Below are 23802 nucleotides of genomic sequence, written 5' to 3' on the forward strand. Positions count from 1 at the left end.
TGTGTTCTACCCTTTTATCTTTTTGAATAGTCTGATAAAATTCATCTTATAAAACGCTTACACACATCCCAGATCGTACAAAACTGTGATAGCTTTTTTTAAACAGGAGGGAGAGGTGCATCGTGGCAAAGATTTATGAATCATATAACGACATGGTTGCGGATATTCATGATGGGGCTACGTTATTAGTAGGTGGGTTTGGTCTCTGCGGTATTCCGGAAAATATGATCATTGCCTTGCGTGATAAAGGGGTCAAGGGGTTAACCGTGGTTTCAAATAATTGCGGCGTGGATGATTGGGGGCTTGGCCTCATGCTACAGCAAAAGCAAATTAAGAAAATGGTCAGCTCTTATGTAGGGGAGAACAAAGAATTTGAGCGGCAATTCCTCTCCGGCGAACTGGAGGTAGAATTGACGCCACAAGGTACGTTAGCGGAAAGAATTCGTGCTGGTGGGGCTGGCATTCCTGCCTTTTATACACCGGCTGGTGTTGGTACACCTATTGCCGAAGGACGTGAAACTCGCATATTTAATGATAAAGAATACGTACTGGAAACTGCGATTACCGGTGATTTTGCATTAATCAAAGCTTGGAAGGCAGATACGCTCGGTAATCTCATTTATCATAAAACCGCACGTAACTTTAATCCAATGATGGCGGCGGCTGGTAAAATCACGCTTGTTGAGGTGGAAGAAATCGTATCGGCAGGTGAACTTGACCCTGATCATATTCATACTCCAAGCATATACGTACAACGCTTGATTAAAGCCCCTTCCTTTGAAAAACGTATCGAACGGCGCACTGTTCAGAAAGCTTGATATAACATTATTAAAATATTCTTGAACAACCACAAACATTGATAATGTTTAATCAAACGCTTACTCACTGTTTAAAATAAGGAGGTAGTTATCCATGACCTTGTCTCGCGAACAAGTGGCCATGCGTGCCGCTCAGGAAATCGAGGATGGTTTTTATGTAAATTTGGGAATTGGTATGCCTACACTGGTGGCTAACTATATTGCGGAGGGTAAAACCGTAGTTTTACAATCAGAAAATGGACTACTGGGCATCGGCCCTTATCCGTATGCTGATGATATCGACCCTGATTTGATCAACGCTGGAAAAGAGACCGTTACTGCCATTTCTGGTGCTTCCTATTTCTCCTCTGCTGAGTCCTTTGGCATGATCCGCGGAGGTCATATTGATTTGGCCATTCTGGGTGCGATGGAGGTATCCGAGAAGGGTGATTTAGCTAATTGGATGATTCCAGGGAAAATGGTAAAAGGAATGGGCGGGGCCATGGATTTGGTCCACGGTGCAAAAAAAATTGTGGTGATTATGGAGCATGTAAATAAGCATGGAGAGAGCAAAATTCTTCCTGCCTGCACGCTTCCTTTAACCGGGAAACAAGTGGTTAACCGGATTATTACTGATCGTGCAGTATTTGACGTAACGTCAGAAGGCCTTACTTTAATCGAAGTAGCGGATGGCTTCACAGCAGATGATATTAAAGCCTGCACCGCCGCTTCCTTCCAAGTGGCAAACGAGTTAAAAACCGTTACCGTCTAACACGGTTACTTTCATTTCATTTCGCATAACCTAACAAGACATCGTAAGCTTGGCTTTGCACATATGCAAAAGCATCTCCTCTGTTGCGCTTGTTAGAGCTAAGAATCCCTGTATTCTAGGCAAAAAAAGGCAACCCTTAGGTCGCCTTTTTTATTTAGAAAGGAGCTTGCAAATGGCTATCACGCTTGGCTTTCTTGTTTTACATGGATTTGCAGGCAAAATGAATGATGTACTACCTCTCGTTCAATTTTTGCGTAGTCAGGGCTATACCGTTGAATGCCCTACATTAGAAGGTCATGGGACCGATCGTTATCATTTGAAGCATTCTACTCGCCAGCAATGGATACATTCAGCCGAGCATGCCTATCAACGACTTAGCATGCGCGTAGATATCACAGTGATAATCGGTTTTTCAATGGGTGGCCTACTTGCCTTCCATCTAGCCGCTCGTTACCCCGTTCGACTCTTGTTTACTCTGTGTACACCATACTACTATTGGGATATTCCCCAATCCCTTTCTAATTTAAAAGAAGACTTCAGTAACTACAGCAACAAATATCTGGCTAGCCTGTTCCGTATTCCGCTTACTAGCATGCTTCAGTTCCGCAGGCTTTTAGCTGAAACAAAGCTCATGATGCATCGTGTTACATGCCCGTACTACATTATTCAGGGGAAAAGGGATGATACTGTTCAAGCTGTTAGCGCAGAGTATCTACAGCGAAAGGTGACGAGCAAGCAAACCACTGTTCAATACTTCCCAAACTCTGGTCATATTATTTTACATGGCCCTGAATCTCAGCAGGTCATCTCCTATATCAACCACGTTCTACAGCAAGAATTGCCCGATCTTTATGGGAAAACTACGGTTTTATTTTGATGAACCAAAACTCGATCTTCTAAATGCCAATGAACAGCGCGGGCCAACACGGTCCGCTCTATTTGTTTACCCAAACGCTTAAGATCATCTACATCATCACGGTGAGTCACACGTTCTACTCCCTGCTCAATAATCGGGCCCGCATCCAGTTCTTCCGTTACGTAATGCGCAGTAGCACCAATTAATTTAACGCCACGCTCATACGCTCGTTCATATGGCTTTGCTCCTACGAAAGCTGGTAAGAAGGAGTGGTGAATATTGATAATTTGGCATGGAAAATCTTGCAGGAAGGTCGGTGATAAAATCTGCATATAACGAGCTAATACAATCATATCTACCTTGCCTTTGATGAGCTCGATTTGCTTTTGCTCAGCTTCTTGTTTCGTGTCCTTTGTCACAGGAATATGATAGAAAGGAATCCCCATCGCTTCTACAATATCTTTCGTATCCAAGTGATTACTGATAACCATCGCAATATCCGCATGTAAGTATCCTGCACTGTACTGCCACAGCAATTCTACTAGGCAATGATCTTCTTTCGATACAAAAATGGCCATACGCTTACGCTTGCATGCCTCTACTAGCTTCCATTCCATCTCAAATTGTTTGGCAATCGGTGCAAACCCCTGATTTAATGACTCCCAGCACTCTTGTAGACGGCTTTGCTTAAATTCAATCCGCATGAAAAAGCGTCCACCTTCTGGGTCGGTTGTATATTGGTCAGATTGAATGATATTAGCACCTTGTTCATATAGATATCGAGAAACTGTCGAGACGATCCCGGGACGATCAGGGCACGTAATTAGCATAATTGCTGTATCTTCATGCTTTTGCTTAAATTGGTTCCATTCTTTGTCAGATATTGGTTGCATCGTAGGGTTCCTCCCGAATTTTTTCTTCAAAGTATAGCACGTTCCCCTTCGTTATCCAATCACCGTAATAAAGAACAGATTTATGGCATTTTTTCCTGTAACCTTTTCGGCCTGCCAAGCGTAAAAATGAGTGAGAAAGGAGAGGGGATTCATGTTAAAATCATTAAGTTTAGGTTTACTTGTCTCACTCCTCGTCTCATTACTCATTCAAGACCACCTGCTCATGCTTAAAGTAGCTGTTATCCTTGGTGCCTTATTCTGGGGGATCAGCGCATTCATTTCTACCTTTCTATTAGATAGTAGCAGAATGCATGAACGCTCTCTTTTTTATGATAAAAAACACAAAAAACAGCAAATGTGGGCCGTACATTTTTTTTTAGTAGGCCTTCCCAACATGTTATTATCTCTTTTTTTATATGTAGAAATGTAAAAGCAGGCATGTCTTTTCGCATATAGCAAAGGACCATACCTGCTTTTCTATGTTAGTAATTATGATGAATCTATCATCTATGATGCCAGCAATAGAAGAAATCATGCGGTACGAAAAGAATGTCATCATCACTTGAACCATTCAGGCAGTTTCCGAATAAAATAGGCAAGCAATAATCCTAAGGAGACAGGTAGCGCTATTGCAGTTAAGGCCCCCATAAACTCCATATATTCTCTACTTTCCATATCTTTCTTCCCCCTCCATACTAGTACGCTAAAAATCGAGGGAAGTTGCGGTCAACTGATAAGAAAACTCACATGTTGCCGGTAACGTGATTACTCATCACTAAATTTCCTGTTTAAAAATTGGATAAACTAAGCCAACAACACAAGGATGGTGATGTTTATTTGTTAGGCATAATCATGATAGCTATCATTACCTTTTTGGGCTTATTCTCCATTTCCTACTTTCTGTACATCAAAAAACCTGGAACCTTGTTTCTTATGTATATCCCTTCAACGGTCGTATTTATTGTCAGCAGTATAGCAGTTCTATATAGCATCAATGTTAGTGGATTTGAAGGCTTGGGAATTGCATTTATTGGTGCTACGATCGGCATCACTAGCCTTCTGACTTGTATTGTACTCACTATGATGGTGCTGATTAAACAAGATAAAAAATAAAACGAAGAGGCTTCCCTCTTTCATTTCGATTTTCGGGAAACCTCTTCGTTTTTTCAATCGTCCTTACTCTTCATGCAATGGAACCGCAAGTCCTGTTGACATAGCTATCAAATAGCGGTTCGCAACTGGCTCTTTCCAGCTCTCCTCAAGAGCGAGTGCGTACAAGCTTATTTGCTCCTTGTATCTTGTCCGAAGCATCTGAGCTGCTTTAGTCTCATCTGCTGGTAATCGATCTGTTTTATAATCGATCAAAGTCAATCCACCGTCTACCTCACGAATGACACAATCAATTACCCCCTGCACAAGTACCCGTTCGTCACCTGAATCAGATAATAATAATTCTGCTTGTTCAGCAAGCAAGCGAGATCTAATATCACGTAATGGGACGGCAAGCGTAAATGGTAGCTCTCTGTACACCTTGGTAGCCTTTTGCATGCGCTGTCCTAAATCACTGGCAAAAAAACGAGCTATAGAAGCAATATCCACCACATTGGCTTGCTCCCTAGTCAACATCTGTCCTGCTATCATCTGCTCGATTTGATCAGTAACGTCCGCCTGATCTAAGGCTCTATTCAACTGTAGATTTTGCATAATCAAATGCGTAAAGGTACCTATTTCTGCCTTCGTAAAAATAGGTTTTTCATACTTCGTTTGATTTACCAGCTTCTCGCGTCTTTCTTCCTTGATGATTACAGAATCATTATTTGTTATGATTTTCGGATCACATTTTTCGCTGTTTATATCCTTGCTCTTCTTGTCCATTTCAGTTAGAAATCTCGGCTTCTTTGTGAGCCTTGATTGACGTAGCCTTGGACCCTCTGCTATTTGCTCAAGGCTTGCATTAAGGTGACCGCGCTCTTCGGCTGCAGCCTGAGTGGTTAACTGTCTATCTATTTGGCTTCCTATTCCTGCTACCACTTGAGATTGCGTGTCAATACGCTCATTCTCCCAATCAAGCTTCACTCCAGCTCCTTCTGCTCCATCGGCTAGATTTACAGCTTGGCTCTTCAATTCGCCAACAGTCCATTTAGCCGGCACCTGTGACACAACCTGTGAAGCATACTGCCACTCCAGTACAGACCTAATCTGATCACGCCATTCCTCTGCATGTGGATGATCAGGAACTGGCTTTCGTTTCTGCAATAAGGAGAAAACCTCCTCATCATGCTCACTTTGTTCGGTTATCGCCATCAGATCACTCGGCTGATAAAACTGGAACTGCCACACAGACGGATCTCGCACTAGCGGAATCGAGGAAATATCCTGATTTTCTGGGCACAGCAAGCGTAAAGGTTCTCCATGTTTGTGCCGGACTAATGCTCGACCAATCCAATCAAGATATCCTTTCGCTTGGATTAAATCTTCATCAGATAGGGTCTCTTTATCAGTAGACTGGCTGCACCAGGCGATGGCTGATTTGCTCAAGTCCTTAGCTGAGCCTACAAGGATAAGCTTCTCTCTAGCCCTAGTCAGCGCAACATACAGTACACGCATCTCTTCAGCTAGCATCTCTAATTTAAGCTTTTGACGAATTCCTAAAAAAGCTAAGCTTGGATAACGCAGGCGCAAAACCGCGTCGGCCACCTGTGGGCCAAAGCCCAAGTCCTTGTGCAGTAAAAAACGACCTTTCATATCGCTTTGGTTAAACTGTTTACCCATTCCAGCCACAAATACGACCGGAAACTCCAATCCCTTACTTTTATGGATCGTCATTAAACGGACTACATTTTCACTTTCTGTAATGGTCCGCGCCTCTCCAAGATCATTCTCTTGCTCCTGCATTCGATCAATAAAGCGTAAAAATCGAAACAATCCACGATACGAGGTAGCTTCGTATTGCTTCGCTCTATCATATAAAGCGCGTAGATTTGCCTGGCGCTGTGATCCATTTTCTAGTGATGCTACATAATCAACATAGCCTGTCTCTGTATAAATATCAGACAATAACTCTGCTACCGAGCTTCGTCTTCCCCTTGTTCGCCAGCCCTGCACCATCCGATAGAATCGGCGAAGCTTGGCCATTACGACCCGATTCAACTGCTCCTCCTCTGTCATAACATACTGTTCGACTGCCTGATAAAAAGGCCCCGTAGGAGTCAACACTCGAATCTGAGCTAAATCTTCTTCGCTAAGGCCAATAAGAGGAGAGCGAAGTACCGCCGTTAATGGGATATCCTGCTTTGGATTATCTATGACACGTAATAATGACATGATTACATCCACTTCATTCGCGGAAAAGTAACCCTGATTCTGTTCTACATAGATAGGTATTCCAGCCTGCTTACATTCGTCTGCTATTGCTTGTCCCCAGCCCGCTGTAGCTCGAAGCAAAATAACAATATCCCGGTATTCTAGGGGACGCATTCCCTGTGTTTTCTTATCAAATACAAGTAACGGCTGACCGCCCACACCAGGCTCTAGCCATTCCTTAATACGCTTGGCAATCAATCGTGCTTCTAGCTGAGCAACAGAGGCTTCTTCTTCAAGAGTAGGTAGAGCTTCTCCTTCACTATCATAGCTATCTATACTTCCTGTAGAGCTAGTACCTGCTCGCTCTGACACTTGCCCTAAACTGGACTCCTCCGATTCAACCCCCGTACGATCGATTAAATGTACTTCTACCACCAACTGCTCTGGCTCTATCTCTGGATAGGAAGCTCGACCAATCAATTCTGCCGCTTGATCGTAAGTAATCTCACCTACACGCGAAGTCATGACTAGACGAAACAGATAATTGACAGCATCCACTACTTCCTTTCGACTGCGGAAGTTAGCCGCTAAATCAATTCGCTTTCCCTTCAGCTCCAAAGGCACACTCTTTTCCTTAGGAGCAAAAGGGTCCTTTTCTTCATCGGTTTCATACGAATCGTACTTTTGCATAAATAGATTAGGCTCAGCAAGTCGGAAGCGGTAAATACTCTGTTTAACATCCCCTACCATGAAACGATTTGCTGCCACTCCTGCTGTCTCTTTCCTTGAGACCAACTGTAAAATCGTTTCCTGCACAAGATTGATATCCTGATACTCATCGACTAGCACTTCAGCAAATTGTTCCTGTAGCTGCATAGCAATGGCAGAGGGGACGAAGCTGCCATCCTCTTGTTCCTGCTGCAAAATTCGCAGTGCCATATGCTCCAGATCGCTAAAATCAACCAGAGCCCGTTCTTGCTTAGCTTGTCGAAAGGCCTGTTTAAACTCACTAACAAGCCGAGCCAGTGTATGCATATAAGGAGCCATTCGGTTGAGGTCTGTCGCATATTGCTCAGGCGTCATCGTGAAATATTCTTCCAGTAGCTTCTTTATTTTATCTTTTACACCATTGCGTAGTTTTTGGACCTGTTCTTTAAGCAGCGGATCAGCATCCTTTACTGCTGGCAATCGACCGAATGCAATGCTTCTCATACTGTCATCTAACTGCTTCCAGCCTTGCTCAGCAGCACATTTCGCTTGATGAATAAAAGTAAGCTCCTGCTGTAATAAAGGCACATATGCTCCAGGTCCGTCTGGTTCTTCTGCAAGAGCTATTGCTTTTTTTACTTGCGACTCAAGGGCAGATAACTCTAAAGAAATAGCCCCTGTCAATGTCACGACCCAAGGAGATTCGTGTAACTCTTCCACTTGTGTATGGGCAAACATATCGGCTGCATTTTTTAGCCAACGATCTGGATGCGGATGACTTTGGGAGAAGTCAAACAATCGCATAAATAACCCCATTAACGCATCGTCATCCTGGCCCTCTACCATCACGTCAGCTAATGCTGCAAAGCTTTCATCAGATTCATACCAGTGTTCAAATTGCTCTTCTAATACGTCCTGACGCAGTAATTCTGCCTCCATTTGATCTGCTATGCGAAACCCTGGATCAAGCTCCACTATGAAATAATACTGACGTAACAAGCCCAAACAAAAAGAATGCAACGTGGTAATAGTTGCTCGTTGCAGTAAAACCAACTGCTTACGTAAATGGGCAGAGGTAGGATCGCTTTCCAAGGCTTTACGCAGAGCATCGCCAATTCGGTGGCGCATTTCGGCAGCAGCCGCATTTGTAAATGTTACAACCAGTAACTGATCCACACCTACAGCATCGTTAACATCAGAGATTTTACGAATAATCCGCTCTACTAAAACTGAGGTTTTACCAGAACCGGCAGCGGCAGCTACCAGCAGGTTATCTCCCTTTTCGATAATGGCTCTCCACTGCTCATCCGTCCAATGACTCGGCTTTTGTTCCACTACATTCTCCTGCTCACTCATGCTCCTACCTCCCTTCCCTCGTCATCTTGTTCGTAGACTTCTTCACGAATTAACTCCCAAACTTCCTTATCGGTCTTTTTACTTAATAAACGTGGCTGATTGCCTTCCAATAAACTATCGAACTGACAAACCGACTTATACGGACAAGTCTGACATGCAAGTCTTGGCCCCTGCATATAAGGCGCGATGCTTATATCTCCATCCGTTAATCGTTTTCCCAGCTTCACAATACATTTGCGCACAAATTTTTGCAGGAGATCAAACTGCTCCTTGGAAGCTACTGATGAATATTGTGTGAAGCTTCCATCCTTTTTGATCCCAAACGGAAGCAGATCAGAATTCCCCGATTCCGTTTGGCTATCCATTAAGCGTGCTAATTGTGAGTCCGCTAGCATAAGCCCCTTCATTTTCAGCTTATTCTGCCGTTCCGCTTCCACCTGCTCGGCTGATAGCATTTGTTTAGCAGCAACAAACGGATCTGCTACTTGGTAATAGAAGACACCGCCTACCTCAGCCTGCTTGCCTACCCATTTCTCAGCGTTGCTCACAGCCACATCCAGATATACTAGCAATTGAAGATTCAATCCATTCCACACATCGGACAAAACAAGGGCTTTCGGGCCCGATTTATAGTCAATCACACGTAAAAATTCAGTTTCTGTTCCTACAGAGTGATCAATTCGGTCAATTCTACCTAACAAATGTAATTTGATTCCATCTTCCAGCTCCAGAGTCAGCCCCGGAATTTCTCCGCCAGGCCCAAAAGCAATTTCCAAACCGATCGGTTCAAATTGACTTCTTCGTGCATGCTCACCCAGTACAGAGATCGCACGCCCAACAGCACGTTTTAATTTCTTTGTGACATAACGATAACGAGCCGTGCGTTGCAAAATACTGCTTCTGGTTTGTGGAACAAGCTCCTCCACCACCTGATCAGCCAACTGCATGCTACCTTGCTCCGTCATATCACTCCAATTAACCTGCTGTTTATTCATTTGCTCTACTGCCATTTTCAAAGATGCATGAAAAAGCTCACCAACATCAAATCTTTCGAGACGATACATTTGACGCTCACTTAGCCGCAGACCATGTGAGGAAAAATGAGAATAGGCACAGGCTTGGAATCGTTCTAATCGGGAAACACTTACCCGAATCTCATTTCCGTATAAGGAACGACTAACTTCTTTGGAAAGTGGATAAGCACGGTTTTGGTATCCCAGCCCCGATAACAGCCATTTCTCTCGTTTTTCATCTTCTGCATGCTCAAGGAACCAGTCATACACCTCCCACCAAAATGGAGGAAGCGAAATTCCTTTTTTTAATTGACGAATTAATGTGAGTAAATGACTAAACACCTGTCGCGGTCTTCCCAGCAATCCTATATCCAACTGCGGTTCCGCAGTTGGTTCGTTGTGAAAATATCCAATCGTAAGGCCAGGTAAGGTCTTTTTCATCTCTTCGTACAAGCTAGATGGCAACAGGGCTTTGCCTTCTTCATCAGCCAGCGAGCAACTAATCCATAGTCGCTCCGATGGTCGTGTCATTGCACGATAGAGAAGATATTGCTCATTCATTAGCTTTCGCTTCGCTGTTGGTGCTAGTTCAATACCTGCCTTTTCCAGCTTTTCTCGCTCTGCTTCGTTTAAAATCCCCTCTTCTTTGGGACGTAGGGGGATCACACCTTCGTTTGCTCCCATCAAGAACAAAGCTTTTACGTCAGGTTGACGGGAGCGCTCCATGGACCCAATGACTACTTGATCCAGCGAAGGAGGCACTAAGGCAAGACGAATACTATCCAGACCTGTATCAATGATCCGAGCAAATGTAACAAGCTCCATTTGTTCATCGCCCATTACTTCTACAATCTGATCCAATAAATCCATCACATCATTGTAAACCTGCTCGTGCTCACGGACAGCTTCCAAATCACCTTCTAATTCGGCCTGCTCCTGCCACTCCTCCAGTTTGGTAGGAACATCCTGCATTTGTAAAAATTCATATAGGACGGTCGCCATTTGGCGTACACCCGCTTTGCAAGCCACTCTCATATTAGCCTCAAATGTTGTAAGAGGTGTCGCATATTGTTGACGTATGGATTCAATTTGCTCGTATAGAGTATTAGTTCCGTGAAACCCCCACTCATCCATGGACCAATAATATCCCTGAATGCCATAGCTCAGCACATAGTTTTCTAGTAAATCAATCTCAGCCCTCGATTGGCTAAGCGGCTGATTCAACGGGGACAGTAAATCAGTTTTTAAACAACGAAAGACGGCGTCATATCTCCAATTTTTAGAGATCACCTCAAGTGATGAACGAATAAATTCAATTAAAGGATGATGGCTTACGGTTCTCTTTTGATCAAGAAAGTATGGTATATCATAGCTCGTAAATACATGAGCAATTTCTTCAGAATAAGTACCCATTTCTCGCAAAAGCACAGCCATATCACGATACCGGTAGCCATAATCACGTGCAAGTGACAAAATTTGCAGAGCGACCGCTTGTACCTCAGCCCTGCGATTGGCGGCTGTAAACAGCTTTACCTCGTCAACATGCTTAGGTGAAGGCAGAACAGCAGGCTTTTTCCAGTCAAAATATTTTTGTTCTACCTGTGCAAGCCATGGACTACTAGTAACACGATGGTTATGCTCAAACAAACGCGGCTCCTCAATTGGAATATTGCCTCGCATCGCAATATCTAGTAGCTTTTGATACGTTTCCATTGTTGGATAGAAATGCGAAAGATCATCTAGCGGTTTCATTCGATCCTGCGGGTCTAAACACAAAGTTATATTTACTTGTTTAGCGCAGTACATCAATTGCTCAATTAACGCATATTCCTGTTTTGTAAAACCACTAAAACCATCAATCCAAATCTCTGCCTCTGCAATAAAACTAGATTGAGCTAGCTTGCTGGCAACTGTGGAATAAAGTTCATCGCTATCAAAATATTTATCTGCAACATACTCTTCATACGCCCTCATGATTAATAGCAAATCATGTAATTTATGCTGGAGGGTTGCATTTTCTATTTGTAGCTGCTCCAGCATTTCCAGACTGACACTATACTTTTTACATTCACTGATCATTTGTACCAGTTCTTCAGCAAATCCTGGCTGCAAGGCAGACCGATGAAACACCTTTAATTCATCCTGATAACGTTCTAATAGCAGACGTAGCACCATCTGCTTACCACGTTCATCAATAGGCAACGTTGTCAGTCCCCCAACCTCCTGTAATATTCGGTAGGAAAGACGGCCAAAGCTTAACACCTGTGCCCTGATATGACTCGAATACCCGGGCAAATTAATTAATTTATATTCTTCCTGAAAAGTTGATTGCTCGGGAACCAAGTAGATTAGAGGGGGACCCATCCGTTCCTCATCGAGCTTTTTTATTACGTCAGAATAGATCGCAGCCGTCTTGCCAGTACCTGCCCGACCTAGTAAAAACTGTACAGCCAATTGTCTCCCCTCCTATTCCATCTCCATATGAATGCGACTACCAGACCCAAGCGGTTCAGCAGGGGTAATGACCAGCCGTCGCGGCATACGCAATTTTAGTTCCGGTACATGGCTAATTAATCCTATCGTAAATTGGCTCATTCTTAGCTTCTCTAAAGCATCCAACACAACCTCTAGCAATTCAGGATCTAAGGTTCCAAACCCTTCATCTAAGAAGAAGAATTCCAAACGACCTCCCCGCATTTGAATTTCAACTGATAAGGCCAATGCTAGAGATAAAGCCGTTAAGAATGTTTCCCCTCCAGATAGGGTGTTAACAGCACGGCGCAGTCCACCCGCTGCTTCATCTCGCAATACGAATTCTCCGCCATCTCCAATTTCCAGTGCATAGCGGCCTTTCGTCATACGTCCTAAATGATAGGTAGCATCACGGGCGATCGTCATCATCTTTTCTTCAGCAATATACTGAACAAATGCTTTTCCTTCAAACAGCTTTCGTAACTCTTCTAAACGGCTCTGCTCATCAATGACAGCACCGAATTCCTTCTCTATTTTTTTCCATTTCTCGTGATTTTGTTGCACGATTAGAAGTCTCTCTTTTGCCAGTGTTAAAGCTTCCCTACATGCAGACAAGCGTTGCTCTCCTTCTGAAAAGGAGGTGTATAACTCATTGTAAGACTCCTCGCTTACAGACCGATCAGCAAGAGATTCAACCAAGCGTGTCTTAGCATATGCCAATTCCGTTAGCTGCTTTTGGTAGCTTTCTACCTCTGTCTGATACGACTCCAATAAAGCTCGGCGCTCATAATATTCATAGACGGTTTCCCGATCAGCAAACATAGCATGCGACAAAGCTTGTTCAACTTCCAATTCCAATTCCTTAGCTTGCTTCGTAAGCTGTAAATTTGTTTCTTCTAATGAAACTAATGATTCCATCAATTGTTGCCGCTGATTTGTCAGTTGAAGCTTTAGAGTATCGGCTTGTTCTGCTGCTGTCTGTAGCTCTTGTAGATTCTGCTCCAACAACTGCAATAATTCATTAGCCGGTCTACCTTGTGTACGTATCTGCCATTGCTCTTGTTTAGCTTTATATTGTGCCTCTCGATCGTCATAGCGTTGGTGTAACGCTGTTAATCGGGCTTGTTTTTCTCCGCGCTGTTCTATCTGAACTTGTTTTTGTTGCTGTAATTCTTCAAGGGATTTTTCCAAATTCACGCGTAGCGTACGCAGCTCTTCCTGTCTTTGCTCCATCTTTTCCATTCTGGCGTGATGAGCTTCAATCTGATCACGTGGAATTTCCCCCCGTAGTTCATCCAATTGCTGTTCTGCCGTTAATAAAGCCTTTTGATGATCCAATAGACGCTTGTTAACTTGTTGTAGCTGCTCCTGCTGACCCTCCAGCCAAGCGGTGATTTTTTGTTGTTGCGCCTTTTTTTCCAGCTCTTCATCACGTTGCTCACGAAGAAGCTTTTGCAATTCATCTAGCTGTTTCACATGGCTGTGACGTTGTTCTGAGAGTTCTTTTACTTCTTGACTAACCTGTTTGAACTTCCCTCCCAATTCATCGACAGACGCTACAACCCACTCTTCACCCAATTGAATTAATTGGTGTTTGATATGCTGCAAATCTTGATCAATCTGTGCATTTTCCTTTTGCAAGGAATCCTTTCGTTCCAATAACCCAGCCAGCTCGACTCTTATCTGCTGACAAGCCTCCGAAGCAATCCTCCATTCCTCTTCCACTTGTTCCAGCATGTGATCTAAGTTGGCCCGACGGTCACGTAAAGCCGTTTCCTGCTGTTGTAGCGAAGGAGTTTGGACTGTTGTCTGCACGATATTACCCGTATCCGCATCTGTATCCTTATAAGGATGATGCGTTGATCCACAAACTGGGCACTCTTCATTAGCTCTTAACTGTAAACGCAACGCATGAGCCATATTAGCCTGCTGCCAAGAATCCCATTGCGTCTCCCACTCTTTTAACTGATTCTGGCTAGCCCCTCTCTTGCTTTCTATGTGGTTCAACGTTTGTTCTGCCTGCTGTAATCTGGTTGTTACATCCGCATGTGAAGCAGTCCATTCCGTCCATTTTGACCGCCAATCATCCTGTTTTTTTTCGAAGCCACGCCAATCAATGCCGATCCGTTTTACATCTACTAGCTGTTCACGTAATCGAGTAATGTCTTCTTCACTTCTGATCGGCTGAGCCTCTTTTTCAACTACCGCGATTTCGGTCTCTTTACGTTTTTGATGAGCATGAATATAGAAGCTATCTGCTTCTTTTAATCGGGTTTGACCAAGCTGTACCTTTTGAGACAGCTCCGTTGCTTCACGATCGGTGCTTACAAAACGTTGCTCTTCCTGAACAAAGGCAATTTTGGCCTGTTGCATCGCACGGATCGCTTTGCGTTCCTCTGAACGTAGTGTGGTCTGTTGCCATTCAGCATCAATCTTTTGCAGGTCCTGAGCTACTACCGCTCTTTGCTGATCAAGTACTGACAGCATAGCTTCATCCTGATCTATTTGCTGCTGTAATAAACGGATCTCTGTCTGGTATTGCCCGATTTCCTGAGCTAATTTTACTATTTCTTGCTCCCACTCTGCGGCTTGCTGTAGTTCGATTCGCTTCTGAATGAGCTGTGGCTCCTCTTGTCGCAATCGTTGTTGGGCTTGTTGGCTTACTTGTTCAGCCTCTTGGCAACGCAGCTCTACTTGCTCCCGTTCTACCCGTTTTGCAAGTAACTGTTGCTTACCATCTTCCCATAGCTTTATCGTCTGTCGTTCCTTTTGCACCAATGGATAAAGAGAAACAGATGCCTCCAGTCTAGCTATTTCATTTTTTCGCAGCATGATTTGCTGAGCCTGCTCTTCAAGCTGTGTCAGCTTTTGTTGAATTTCCCCCAATTCGAACTGCCACTTGCGAATTTGTTCCCATTCATTCTTTTGATTCAACAAAGCCTTGTGAATCTGCTCTGCTTCCGCATATTCCTTCTCTAATCCTGCTGCCTCCTGAGTCGCCGCTTCAACAGCCTCCTCACTCGCATCACCCAGCCGTGCTTCTTCCACTTCTAACTGATGTAGAGAGGCTTTATTGCTGTCTATCTGCTCCTTGACCCGTTGCATCAACTTTTCGCCATACTCGTGCAAATGAAAAATACGCTGGAGCATTTCATTTCGCTCACTGCCTTTTAAGGTCAAAAACTTAGAAAATTGGCCTTGCGGTAGCACGACTGCCCGTGTGAAATCATGAATGGTTAAACCCACCAGGTTCTCGATCATGGATGTAGCCGCTGTTGCTTTAGATTCCAGTACCTGATCTTGTTCACCATCAAGTAAGCCGTGTTGAATTAAACGTACTTCCGGCTGCTTTCGATTACCATTTTTATTTAGACCAAACTCCCTCTCGATGGTAAAGCGCTGTCGTTGGCTCGCCCCTCCTAATTCAAAGGTAAAGGAGACAAATAGCCGTGACTCCAATTGATTGAGAACCTCATGCGGATGCGAACCTCCCCCTGTACGAACAACCTGTCCATACAACGCCAGCGTAATCGCGTCTAAAATGCTGGATTTACCGCTACCAGTAGGGCCAAAAATCCCAAACAATCCGGCTTCACACAACGTTTCAAAATCAATCTCCTGCAAATCTCGATAACTATTTAATCCTGATAGCTTCAAGTAAATAGGCTTCATTATTCATCTCCTCCTGGCTGTTTCTTTGTCTCAGCATCAGAGGCTATCATCATACGGGAAAATAATTGAATAACCTGTTCATCTGGTGATGTTCCACGCTTTCGTTCATAGAAACGAGTAAAAAGCTGTACGGGATTTAATTCCTCGCGTTTTTCTATTTCCTGCCTCTCTTGTTCTGTAGAGACAACCAGCACGCGCTGTACCTTTACAAAGTTATCGCTCAGCTTACGAATACGTTGAAACTCTGCTGGATCAATCACATCATCCACGTGAATTTCTAAATCAATCCAACAATCTGCATCTTTTCCTTCCTCCAGCCACTTTTCAACCTCTGCTATTCCGCCAGTCGCTTTCCATCTTGCTAGAGTACGACCGCATTTTAAATAAATAATTTCTTCTGTCGGCTGCTGACCCGGAATAATCTCCACCATCACCACCGCCTTGCTTTGTCCCGCCTCCGAAAAGCTGTACGATAACGGTGAGCCACTATAGCGAATCAATGGTGCTTCACTCAGTTTTTGCAAACGGTGCAAATGACCTAAGGCAACATAATCTGCTTGTGGAGGAAACGCATCCAGCGAGACAGTATGTGTCCCACCAATCTGGATGGGACGCTCCGAGTCAGTCTCCATTCCGCCCATAGCAAACAGATGGCTTGTTATAATATTGACCGTATCCTGCCGAAAATGGCTGGCTAAATCATGGAGGAGGTCCTTGATTCTCTCGCTAAATGCCTGTTGCATTTGCTCTGGTGTAAAGCTTTCACTTATCAATTCTTTTAATCGTGCTTCTGAAGGATATGATAAAGCCACCACTACAGCGGTATGGTCTACTCCTGGAATAGCAATCTCAAACCAGGATGATCCTCCATCGATGATTCTTACTTTATCTGCTGACGCCTCAGCCTTAGTAAGCAAAGGTAGCTCCTTAGGCAACCCAAGCAACACAATTCCATGCTTATGAGCTAGTGGCGAAGCAGCGCGCACCCGTTCTGGTTGGTCGTGATTACCTGCAATAACGACTACCCCGCGCTTACCTTCTGCTGACAATCTCTCTAAGGCTTCATAATACAGCTCCTCCGCCCATGCCGGTGGGTTTACAGAGTCATATACATCACCTGCTATCACTACTAAATCTATTTGTTTATCCTCAACAATTTGGCATAGTTCGTCTACAAAAGCCGCTTGTTCTATACGTCTATCCCGACCTTCCAGCAATCTGCCGAAGTGCCAGTCTGCTGTATGCAAAATACGCATCTTTCCACCTCTATCGATCATTTGTTTGCTTTTACCTATTGTACCAGAAGTAAGAGGGTTGCTTCAGAAAAGATAGTGATGAAAGTTTTGGAGATATTCTTTTGTTTCTACCAAAACCTGTGATATACATAGAATAAGAAAAAATAGGTTCAAGGAACTAATACATATAAAGGAGTTGGATCAATGATAACCGACTACCCTGTTCTCGTAACCGAACGACTCATGCTCCTCCATCTATCCTTACATCAGGCCGATGACCTTTTTGAAATCTTTTCAAAGGAAGAAACCACGCATCACGTTCCTAGAAAAATCCATAAAAGTAAATTAGATACGGTTCTGTACTTAGAAAAACGAATGGCCGATTGCGCAGAGAAAAAAGCTTTTATTTGGGCGATCTATCATCGAGAATCTGGTAAAACCATTGGAGTCGCAGGTCTTTTTCAATATGCAGAAAAAGAAAAAAGCGCTTCATTAGGTGCAGTCCTTCATCCTGACTATCGCGGAAAAGGAATGACCTACGAATCGCTTCGGGCAGTAATGGCTTATGGGTTTAAAGAAATTGGCCTTGTTCGCATGGAAGGTAAATGTGAAGCAACTAACACGCTATCTGAGCGTGTCATGCAACGATTGGGGATGGTTTATGAAGGAACACTGCGTAAAAATGTGTTAATCAAAGGGGAACTGCGGGATTCAAAGGTTTACTCCGTCTTGCAGGACGAATACATGGAGGATGATTAGGCTTCCTCAGCTACTCATCCGTCTACCAAAGAAAAAGAGCGAGAACACCTCGCTCTTTCCATTTCCGCTTTTTAGGATGGCCTCTTCAATGTCTGTAAGCCTAAGTAGCATAGTATGCCAAAAAATACTGTTATGATGGCAGAATGTGTCAAAGTAGCATATAATTCTAAATTAGCAAATACCACTAAGCCTCCACTAAGAACTTGAAGAATAACCAATACAAGCGCTAGCTTAGAGCAGGTATAAATATCTTTGCGTGATTCTTTATAATGTTTGGCAGCATATACATAAATTCCGATAATCAACAGCACCAATACAGCAGCAGCCACCCTATGTACAAACTGAACACCTACCTGACCGCTCAATTCTGGAATAAGCTTTCCATTACAAAGCGGCCAGCCCGAACAGCCCAAGCTGGAGCCTGTATGACGCACGTAGGCACCCAAATACACAACCCCGTAAGCGTATAAACTTACCATCCACACATATAAACCAAAGCCTTTTGTAACAGTTCCCTTGATTATTTTCTGGAGGCGTTCATGATTAATCACAAACATGGTGAGCATAAATACCCCTGTATAGGCGAGTAAAGAAAAGCCAAAATGAAGAGCCAAGACAGGTGAAGATTGTGGCCAAATGACTGCAGAGGCTCCTAGGATAGATTCTACTACAATAAAAAACATTCCGAAAATTGCTAGCCCTAATACTTCTTTATTGCCCTTGTATGTAAAGATCGAGTAAATAGAAAAGACAACCACTACAATCCCTGCTAGACCGGTGGTTAATCGATGAACATATTCAATGATCGACTCCAAAGCATAGGAGGGAACAAACTTCCCGTTACACAGTGGCCAATCATTTCCACAGCCGAGACCAGAATTAGTTTTGGTTACTAAAGAACCGGCAATCATCACGATAAACATAACAAGGGTCGAGAGGATCGCTAATCGTTTTACATTTTTGTCCATTTCCATACCTCTTTTATTAATGTAGCAAATCGTTTTGAAGAAGCAACGAACCTAGCTGGCGCAAAAATGTAACCGCCATCTTTTTAATAAATTCCTTTATTCCGAATTTTTTCTTACTTCCTTTAACAGTAAAGAAACATCCCCCGCTTTGCAAGAGATGTTCCTATATTAATGTGTGATAAACATGTCAACTTTTCAAACTTTTTTATAAGTGAACCAAAATAGCGCTGATAACCATGGCTGCACACATCACTGTTAAGTAAATGAGCGAATAACCAAATAGCTTTTTCGCCCATGCCATATCATCCTTGGCAGAAAAACCTTGGAAGAGAAGCACTACATAAATAATCCCCATGATGGATGCGACAATAAAATATAACATGCCTACATTCCCATATAGGAATAAAATGAGTGATGCCGGCAGTAGTGCAGCACCCCAGAAGAACATCTGACGCTTGGTCTCTTCAAATCCGCGTACCACCGGAAGCATTGGGATACCGCCTGCTCGGTAATCCTCCACCTTCATCATAGCCAATGACAAGAAGTGCGGAGATTGCCACAAGAAAATGATTAGAAACAAAGTCCAGGCTCCTAAATCAAGCGTTCCTGTTACGGCAGCCCAGCCAATTAAAGGCGGCATAGCTCCTGAGACACTACCTACCACGGTATTCAAAGTGCTGACACGCTTCATCGGGGTATAAATTAACACATAAAAAATGTGCCCCACCAGACCACAAACTGCTGCCAGTGGATTAGCTAGAAAGAACAGCACTATCAATCCAAGCAATAATAAACCTAGTCCAAAAATCAATGCATTGCGTGGTTGAATTCGTCCTGTTGCTAAGGCACGGCTTTGCGTTCGTTTCATTCTTTTATCCAGATCGCGATCCAGATAGTTATTCAGCACAGCACCAGAGCCAATAATGACAGAAGTTCCAATCAACGTATAGATCGTCAGGTCAAATTGAAAATTTTTAAAACCTGCTGAAGCAAGCCAAATACCAGCAAAAGCAGTGAGCAAGTTAGAAAAAATAATACCTGGTTTCATTAATTGTACATAATCTGATAGCGTTGCGGGTTCAGTTTGCACTTGTTTTGTATCCATATCATCTAGGAAAGAGGTGCCGGACTCCTTTAAGTCAACCTCGTGTTCCATATTGCAAGGCTCCTTTCCTTCTTTCAAAATAAGTGATCCCATATCCTATAACAGCGGAATATTTACTCGAAAGTCTATAGCTAAGAAGTGATTTTTTTCATAAATAGATTCGCATTCATTGTAGCGAATCTTTCCATATACAGTCAACAATAGAAACGCAGTTAGCACATAACAACTGCCCCTCGCCCATTTTTTGATCGATACGCACCCTGATTCTCTCTGCTCCATACCATGTAAGGTACATTCGCCCATAGAAGAGAGGGTTTCGCATGATCGATCTTTCATTAACTCTCATCGGTGTATTAGTTGGCTTTCTTGTCGGATTAACAGGAGTAGGTGGGGCAGCAATACTGACGCCCTTCTTAATCATGATGGGAATTCAACCAACGATCGCCGTAGGAACAGACCTTGTCTACAACTCCATTACAAAAATATTTGGTACTCTCCAGCATTGGAGACAAAAAACGGTGGACTGGACCATTGTATTCTACTTAGGTATTGGAAGTGTACCCAGCGCCATTCTCGCCGTTCATTCTCTACATTGGATACAAACAAATTTCGGTTCGGCTGATGTAGTAGTAAAAAAGGTATTAGGTTTTGCGCTGATTCTCATTCCTATTGTCATGCTGATCAAAACGATTCAATCTCATAAAGAAGTGAAGCCAAACAAATGGCAACTAAAAACGACGCAAGAAAAAAGTATGTTAGTCATTACTGCGGGGGCCATCTTAGGTTTTATCGTAGGCTTTACCTCTGTTGGCAGCGGTTCCCTATTTGCCCTTGTTTTGCTTTACCTTTTTCAAATGCGAGGTGCCTCAACGGTCGGAACCGATATTGCTCACGCTTTTTTTCTTGTTACTGCTGCTGGTTTTATTCATATCCTATATGGAAACATAAATTATGCTACCGTGTTCCAACTGTTAACAGGTTCAATTCCCGGTGTTTTTATTGGGAGTTTGCTTGCTCTTAAAGTACCTACCATTCATTTACGCTACATGATTTGCGTTATTATTTTAATCAGCGGTCTAAAAATGATTTAACAATCATGACATTTTACAAAATAATACAACAAAGGAAAATATCATGATATAATAAATTTTAAGCAGATAAGTCAAACGACGGTAAGGCGGACCGTATCCCCACGGAAAGGGGGTGGGCATATGTCAGTGTATGAAGGCTTATCATTGATGATTACATTTGGGACACTCATCATAGCCTTGCTGACCGCCTCTGCCAAACGGAAATGACCACTAGTCTGTCTACTAAACAGAAAAGTGGCCATGGCTGACTCGAACGGCTACCTACCCCGTACGACTATTTGCGATCGCCGCAGGTGTTCGGCCACCTGCGGTTTTTCTATGCGGATCGACAATATTTTTTGTAATTTTTTGTCGAAATAGGTTGCTGTTTCCAACAATTCATATGTTATCACAAATGCTCGAATTCATGTAACCTATTTTCTAATTTTTGGTGAAGACTTTCTAACAAGTCGTCTTTTTTTGTCCTATTCTCTAGTCTTTCCACACTTCGATTGTAGCCTTTGAGAAGTCCTCCTCGACATCCTTAATCTTGATGGTAAGACCTACCTGTGGCAGTACCATTCCTACATCCTCTAAGCCTGGCATCGAGTAATCCTTTTCATCCGAGAAGGTTGTTACACCCTTCCTCGACGGACTCCACATCTTGCCCAAGATATAATCAAGATTAATTTCACTGGTACGATTTGGACTAAATGCAGCATCACTTACTTGGTAACGCGCATCGGCTGGTTTCTTCTTGTTATCGTCCCAATATTTTATTTGTTGATGGGAATCAACGACGCCAAGCATTCCATGACCAGGATGCAAGCTGGTTTTATTATCTTCGGTTGCACCATATTTCCCATCGTAATACCAAATAACCATTCCAGGATCATAGGTTAAAAATGTTTCTCCACGGCGAAAATATTTCAATCCTTCGTCAGCACCGTTATAAGAGCGCAATTCTACGAGATAATAGGCATCATATTTTTTACCTTTTCCATCGAATTGAGTGAAGCCGTCTAAATCCATCTTCGGCTTCCCTTCTGCGTCATCTGTAAATACCTCTTCACCATCAACTGATACTACGATGTTATCCAGATATACTCCTTGCTTCGTCATAGCAGCATCTGTCACATATTCGAATTGGAATTTCATTTTTTTCCCGACATAATCAGAGAGATCAATCTCTACTTCCTCCCATTCCTCGGGATCATCGCTCCAATCCTCTACTAATTCCTCCTCGCCTGTATCTACATCAATAGCATTTAGGTATAAGAAATCGTAATTTTTTTCAATACTCCTCCACATATCTACAGTCATTGTTGCTTCCGTAGCATCCGTGAGATCAATTTCAGGAGTGGTAATCGTACTGGTTAAATTATCACCCTCATCCGAAAAATAAGAATATTCACCTTGGAAGGGCTTCGTAGGTGCATCCTTCATAATCTCAGGCATATCAATTTTAAGTACCATGTTATTATCAATATCTTTGTTTACCGCTTCGTGCAATGTAAACTTCTGTTTCTTGCGAAGGTCAGCATAATCTACTACCTTCGGAGATACCCATTTGCCTCCGTACATTTCTTGCAGCATCATCTTAGACCACGGATCAAGACTAGTTGGTTCTGTTTGAAATACATAGCCTGTGTGACTACCGCTTGACATTAATGACCAAGCTCCAACTGGAGAATCGTGTCCGCCTTTATTCGTATCATATAAGTCCGGTAAGCCCAAATTATGTCCATACTCATGACTGAAAACACCTGGCGCTCCATCTTCTGGTTGAATCATATAATCATATGCAAGTAGATTGGTTCCTGGTATCTTAACAGGCTCTTCCAGCGTCCAACGATGTGACCAGATCGCATCGTCATCCTCCCCTGTTTCTTCTCCGATACCGGCATGTACCAGCATCAGATTATCCAAAATGCCATCCGGTTCATTTAAATCTCCGTCCCCATCAAGATCGTAAGGGTCACGTTGATCGTATTCCTCCTCATGGCCAGCGATTGCCTTACCTACCTGCTCCAAGGATTCAATAACTAGCTCACGTGGGTGAGCATCCCCACCATTTCTATTCTTCCCATAGTATTTATAGGAATGTTTAGCGGTTATCCAAGGTGTTACTATCCCATTTACGGACCAAGTATCACGCGATTGCTCTTCGTAATATTTAGCCATTGTGGTCATTGAAGTTCCCTCCGGCGTAGTATATCCGCCCGGTTCAAACAGCATTTTTTCATAATGCTCTTCATTAAAATCAGCCGTCCAGATCGAATCCTTCACTTTTGGTAATTCATTGTGAAGCCGATCGGGAAACTCAATGAGACTAACAACGATATTATCAACAAACATATTGTCATCAAAATTTCTGGAACGCTTCTTTCCTTTAAATTCAGCTACATTCTGGATGACCTCTTCTTTAGCAGCTTCTTGACTCCGCTTTGCCTCAGCACCAAATGAGCTTGAGGTATCTGGCCCGCTCGGTATACGCTTATCCTCCAGATATTCCTTGATAGAATCTCGAATCTCATCCTGAGTAGCATCTTCAGCGATAATGCCTCTTGCCTGTAGATTTTTCACTAAACGATCGAGGTTAAGACTAGACTCGTCTACGGGTGAAAAATTGTCTTTTGTCGTTTCTTTGTCTTTTTTCTTCTTCTGGTGATGTTTTTGCTGTTTGGTATCTTTCTTACTCTTAGCTTCCGTAATGCTTGGTACGCCTGCCATTGTACTAAAAAGCAGCGCGGTGGCAAGAATCGCAGACATTGTCTTTCTCCACTTCATCTGAAAACCTTCCTTTCCTCCTATAAAAACTCA

16 protein-coding genes are annotated in these 23802 nt (G+C 43.2%); 8 read left to right on the plus strand and 8 right to left on the minus strand.

Annotated elements, in window-relative coordinates; genetic code table 11:
* The first annotated feature begins 122 nt into the window (after positions 1–122).
* The 3 genes from GOP56_RS13670 (at position 123) to GOP56_RS13680 (ending at position 2446) form a co-directional block, all read left to right on the plus strand.
* Positions 123–818 (plus strand): CoA transferase subunit A, encoded by a 696-nt coding sequence (locus tag GOP56_RS13670; RefSeq protein ID WP_163245853.1) that lies wholly within the window; start codon positions 123–125, stop codon positions 816–818.
* A 94-nt stretch (positions 819–912) separates the two neighbouring features.
* Positions 913–1569 (plus strand): CoA transferase subunit B, encoded by a 657-nt coding sequence (locus tag GOP56_RS13675; protein WP_068792579.1) that lies wholly within the window; start codon positions 913–915, stop codon positions 1567–1569.
* A 172-nt stretch (positions 1570–1741) separates the two neighbouring features.
* Positions 1742–2446 (plus strand): alpha/beta hydrolase, encoded by a 705-nt coding sequence (locus tag GOP56_RS13680; RefSeq protein WP_163245854.1) that lies wholly within the window; start codon positions 1742–1744, stop codon positions 2444–2446.
* Here GOP56_RS13680 and purU read toward each other — a convergent pair.
* Entirely contained in the window at positions 2419–3318 is a 900-nt protein-coding gene (purU, locus tag GOP56_RS13685; RefSeq protein WP_003341052.1) for a formyltetrahydrofolate deformylase, read from the minus strand. The genes GOP56_RS13680 and purU overlap by 28 nt on opposite strands.
* Before the next feature lie 151 nt (positions 3319–3469).
* Between purU and GOP56_RS13690 the strand changes: the two genes are divergently transcribed.
* Together GOP56_RS13690 and GOP56_RS13695 are read left to right on the plus strand one after the other, a co-directional pair.
* Positions 3470–3748 (plus strand): DUF5316 family protein, encoded by a 279-nt coding sequence (locus tag GOP56_RS13690; RefSeq protein WP_022585532.1) that lies wholly within the window; start codon positions 3470–3472, stop codon positions 3746–3748.
* A 407-nt stretch (positions 3749–4155) separates the two neighbouring features.
* On the plus strand, positions 4156–4431 hold the full coding sequence (locus tag GOP56_RS13695; RefSeq protein WP_003341054.1) for a YesK family protein: 276 nt from the start codon (positions 4156–4158) through the stop codon (positions 4429–4431).
* Between the two features lie 63 nt (positions 4432–4494).
* Here the strand turns inward: GOP56_RS13695 and addA are convergent, their stop codons facing one another.
* The 4 genes from addA to GOP56_RS13715 are packed head-to-tail and all read right to left on the minus strand — an operon-like array spanning position 4495 to position 17098.
* Positions 4495–8685, minus strand: coding sequence for a helicase-exonuclease AddAB subunit AddA (gene addA / locus GOP56_RS13700; protein ID WP_163245855.1), 4191 nt, complete (start codon positions 8683–8685; stop codon positions 4495–4497).
* Positions 8682–12152, minus strand: coding sequence for a helicase-exonuclease AddAB subunit AddB (gene addB, locus GOP56_RS13705; RefSeq protein WP_163245856.1), 3471 nt, complete (start codon positions 12150–12152; stop codon positions 8682–8684). The genes addA and addB overlap by 4 nt, the downstream gene beginning before the upstream one ends.
* Positions 12153–12164: 12 nt before the next feature.
* A complete protein-coding gene (locus GOP56_RS13710; RefSeq protein WP_163245857.1) occupies positions 12165–15842 on the minus strand; it encodes an AAA family ATPase in 3678 nt (1225 codons plus the stop codon).
* Positions 15842–17098: an exonuclease SbcCD subunit D gene (locus GOP56_RS13715; RefSeq protein ID WP_003334467.1), complete on the minus strand. Its 1257-nt coding sequence runs from the start codon at positions 17096–17098 to the stop codon at positions 15842–15844. The genes GOP56_RS13710 and GOP56_RS13715 overlap by 1 nt, the downstream gene beginning before the upstream one ends.
* Positions 17099–17281: 183 nt before the next feature.
* Here GOP56_RS13715 and GOP56_RS13720 point away from each other — a divergent pair, with 183 nt between their 5' ends.
* A complete protein-coding gene (locus GOP56_RS13720; protein WP_003334466.1) occupies positions 17282–17836 on the plus strand; it encodes a GNAT family N-acetyltransferase in 555 nt (184 codons plus the stop codon).
* 71 nt (positions 17837–17907) lie between these two features.
* Here GOP56_RS13720 and GOP56_RS13725 read toward each other — a convergent pair whose 3' ends face one another.
* Together GOP56_RS13725 and cyoE are read right to left on the minus strand one after the other, a co-directional pair.
* Positions 17908–18804 carry a COX15/CtaA family protein gene (locus tag GOP56_RS13725; protein WP_003334465.1) on the minus strand — a complete coding sequence of 299 codons (897 nt, stop codon included), beginning with the start codon at positions 18802–18804 and terminating at the stop codon, positions 17908–17910.
* A 205-nt stretch (positions 18805–19009) separates the two neighbouring features.
* A complete protein-coding gene (gene cyoE, locus GOP56_RS13730; RefSeq protein WP_022585527.1) occupies positions 19010–19960 on the minus strand; it encodes a heme o synthase in 951 nt (316 codons plus the stop codon).
* Positions 19961–20229: 269 nt separating this feature from the next.
* On the opposite strand from cyoE, the gene GOP56_RS13735 reads away from it, so the two are divergent.
* The gene (locus GOP56_RS13735) at positions 20230–21000 is read left to right on the plus strand and encodes a sulfite exporter TauE/SafE family protein (protein WP_163245858.1); all 771 of its coding nucleotides are present in this window, start codon (positions 20230–20232) and stop codon (positions 20998–21000) included.
* Between the two features lie 147 nt (positions 21001–21147).
* Positions 21148–21207 (plus strand): putative holin-like toxin, encoded by a 60-nt coding sequence (locus tag GOP56_RS13740; protein WP_231929061.1) that lies wholly within the window; start codon positions 21148–21150, stop codon positions 21205–21207.
* Positions 21208–21471: 264 nt separating this feature from the next.
* On the opposite strand, the gene GOP56_RS13745 is transcribed toward GOP56_RS13740, so the two are convergent.
* Positions 21472–23769 (minus strand): immune inhibitor A domain-containing protein, encoded by a 2298-nt coding sequence (locus tag GOP56_RS13745; protein ID WP_163245859.1) that lies wholly within the window; start codon positions 23767–23769, stop codon positions 21472–21474.
* Positions 23770–23802: the final 33 nt, after the last annotated feature.

Source organism: Brevibacillus sp. 7WMA2 (assembly GCF_010748895.1).
Taxonomy (GTDB): Bacteria; Bacillota; Bacilli; order Brevibacillales; family Brevibacillaceae; genus Brevibacillus_B; species Brevibacillus_B halotolerans.

Excerpts from the sequence above, each read along its gene's own strand:
- GOP56_RS13675 (WP_068792579.1), top strand. The coding sequence starts at position 913 with ATGACCTTGTCTCGCGAACAAGTGGCCATGCGTGCCGCTCAGGAAATC.
- GOP56_RS13680 (WP_163245854.1), top strand. The coding sequence starts at position 1,742 with ATGGCTATCACGCTTGGCTTTCTTGTTTTACATGGATTTGCAGGCAAA.
- purU (WP_003341052.1), bottom strand. The coding sequence starts at position 3,318 with ATGCAACCAATATCTGACAAAGAATGGAACCAATTTAAGCAAAAGCAT.
- GOP56_RS13690 (WP_022585532.1), top strand. The coding sequence starts at position 3,470 with ATGTTAAAATCATTAAGTTTAGGTTTACTTGTCTCACTCCTCGTCTCA.
- addA (WP_163245855.1), bottom strand. The coding sequence starts at position 8,685 with ATGAGTGAGCAGGAGAATGTAGTGGAACAAAAGCCGAGTCATTGGACG.
- GOP56_RS13710 (WP_163245857.1), bottom strand. The coding sequence starts at position 15,842 with ATGAAGCCTATTTACTTGAAGCTATCAGGATTAAATAGTTATCGAGAT.
- GOP56_RS13715 (WP_003334467.1), bottom strand. The coding sequence starts at position 17,098 with ATGCGTATTTTGCATACAGCAGACTGGCACTTCGGCAGATTGCTGGAA.
- GOP56_RS13720 (WP_003334466.1), top strand. The coding sequence starts at position 17,282 with ATGATAACCGACTACCCTGTTCTCGTAACCGAACGACTCATGCTCCTC.
- GOP56_RS13725 (WP_003334465.1), bottom strand. The coding sequence starts at position 18,804 with ATGGACAAAAATGTAAAACGATTAGCGATCCTCTCGACCCTTGTTATG.
- cyoE (WP_022585527.1), bottom strand. The coding sequence starts at position 19,960 with ATGGAACACGAGGTTGACTTAAAGGAGTCCGGCACCTCTTTCCTAGAT.
- GOP56_RS13735 (WP_163245858.1), top strand. The coding sequence starts at position 20,230 with ATGATCGATCTTTCATTAACTCTCATCGGTGTATTAGTTGGCTTTCTT.
- GOP56_RS13745 (WP_163245859.1), bottom strand. The coding sequence starts at position 23,769 with ATGAAGTGGAGAAAGACAATGTCTGCGATTCTTGCCACCGCGCTGCTT.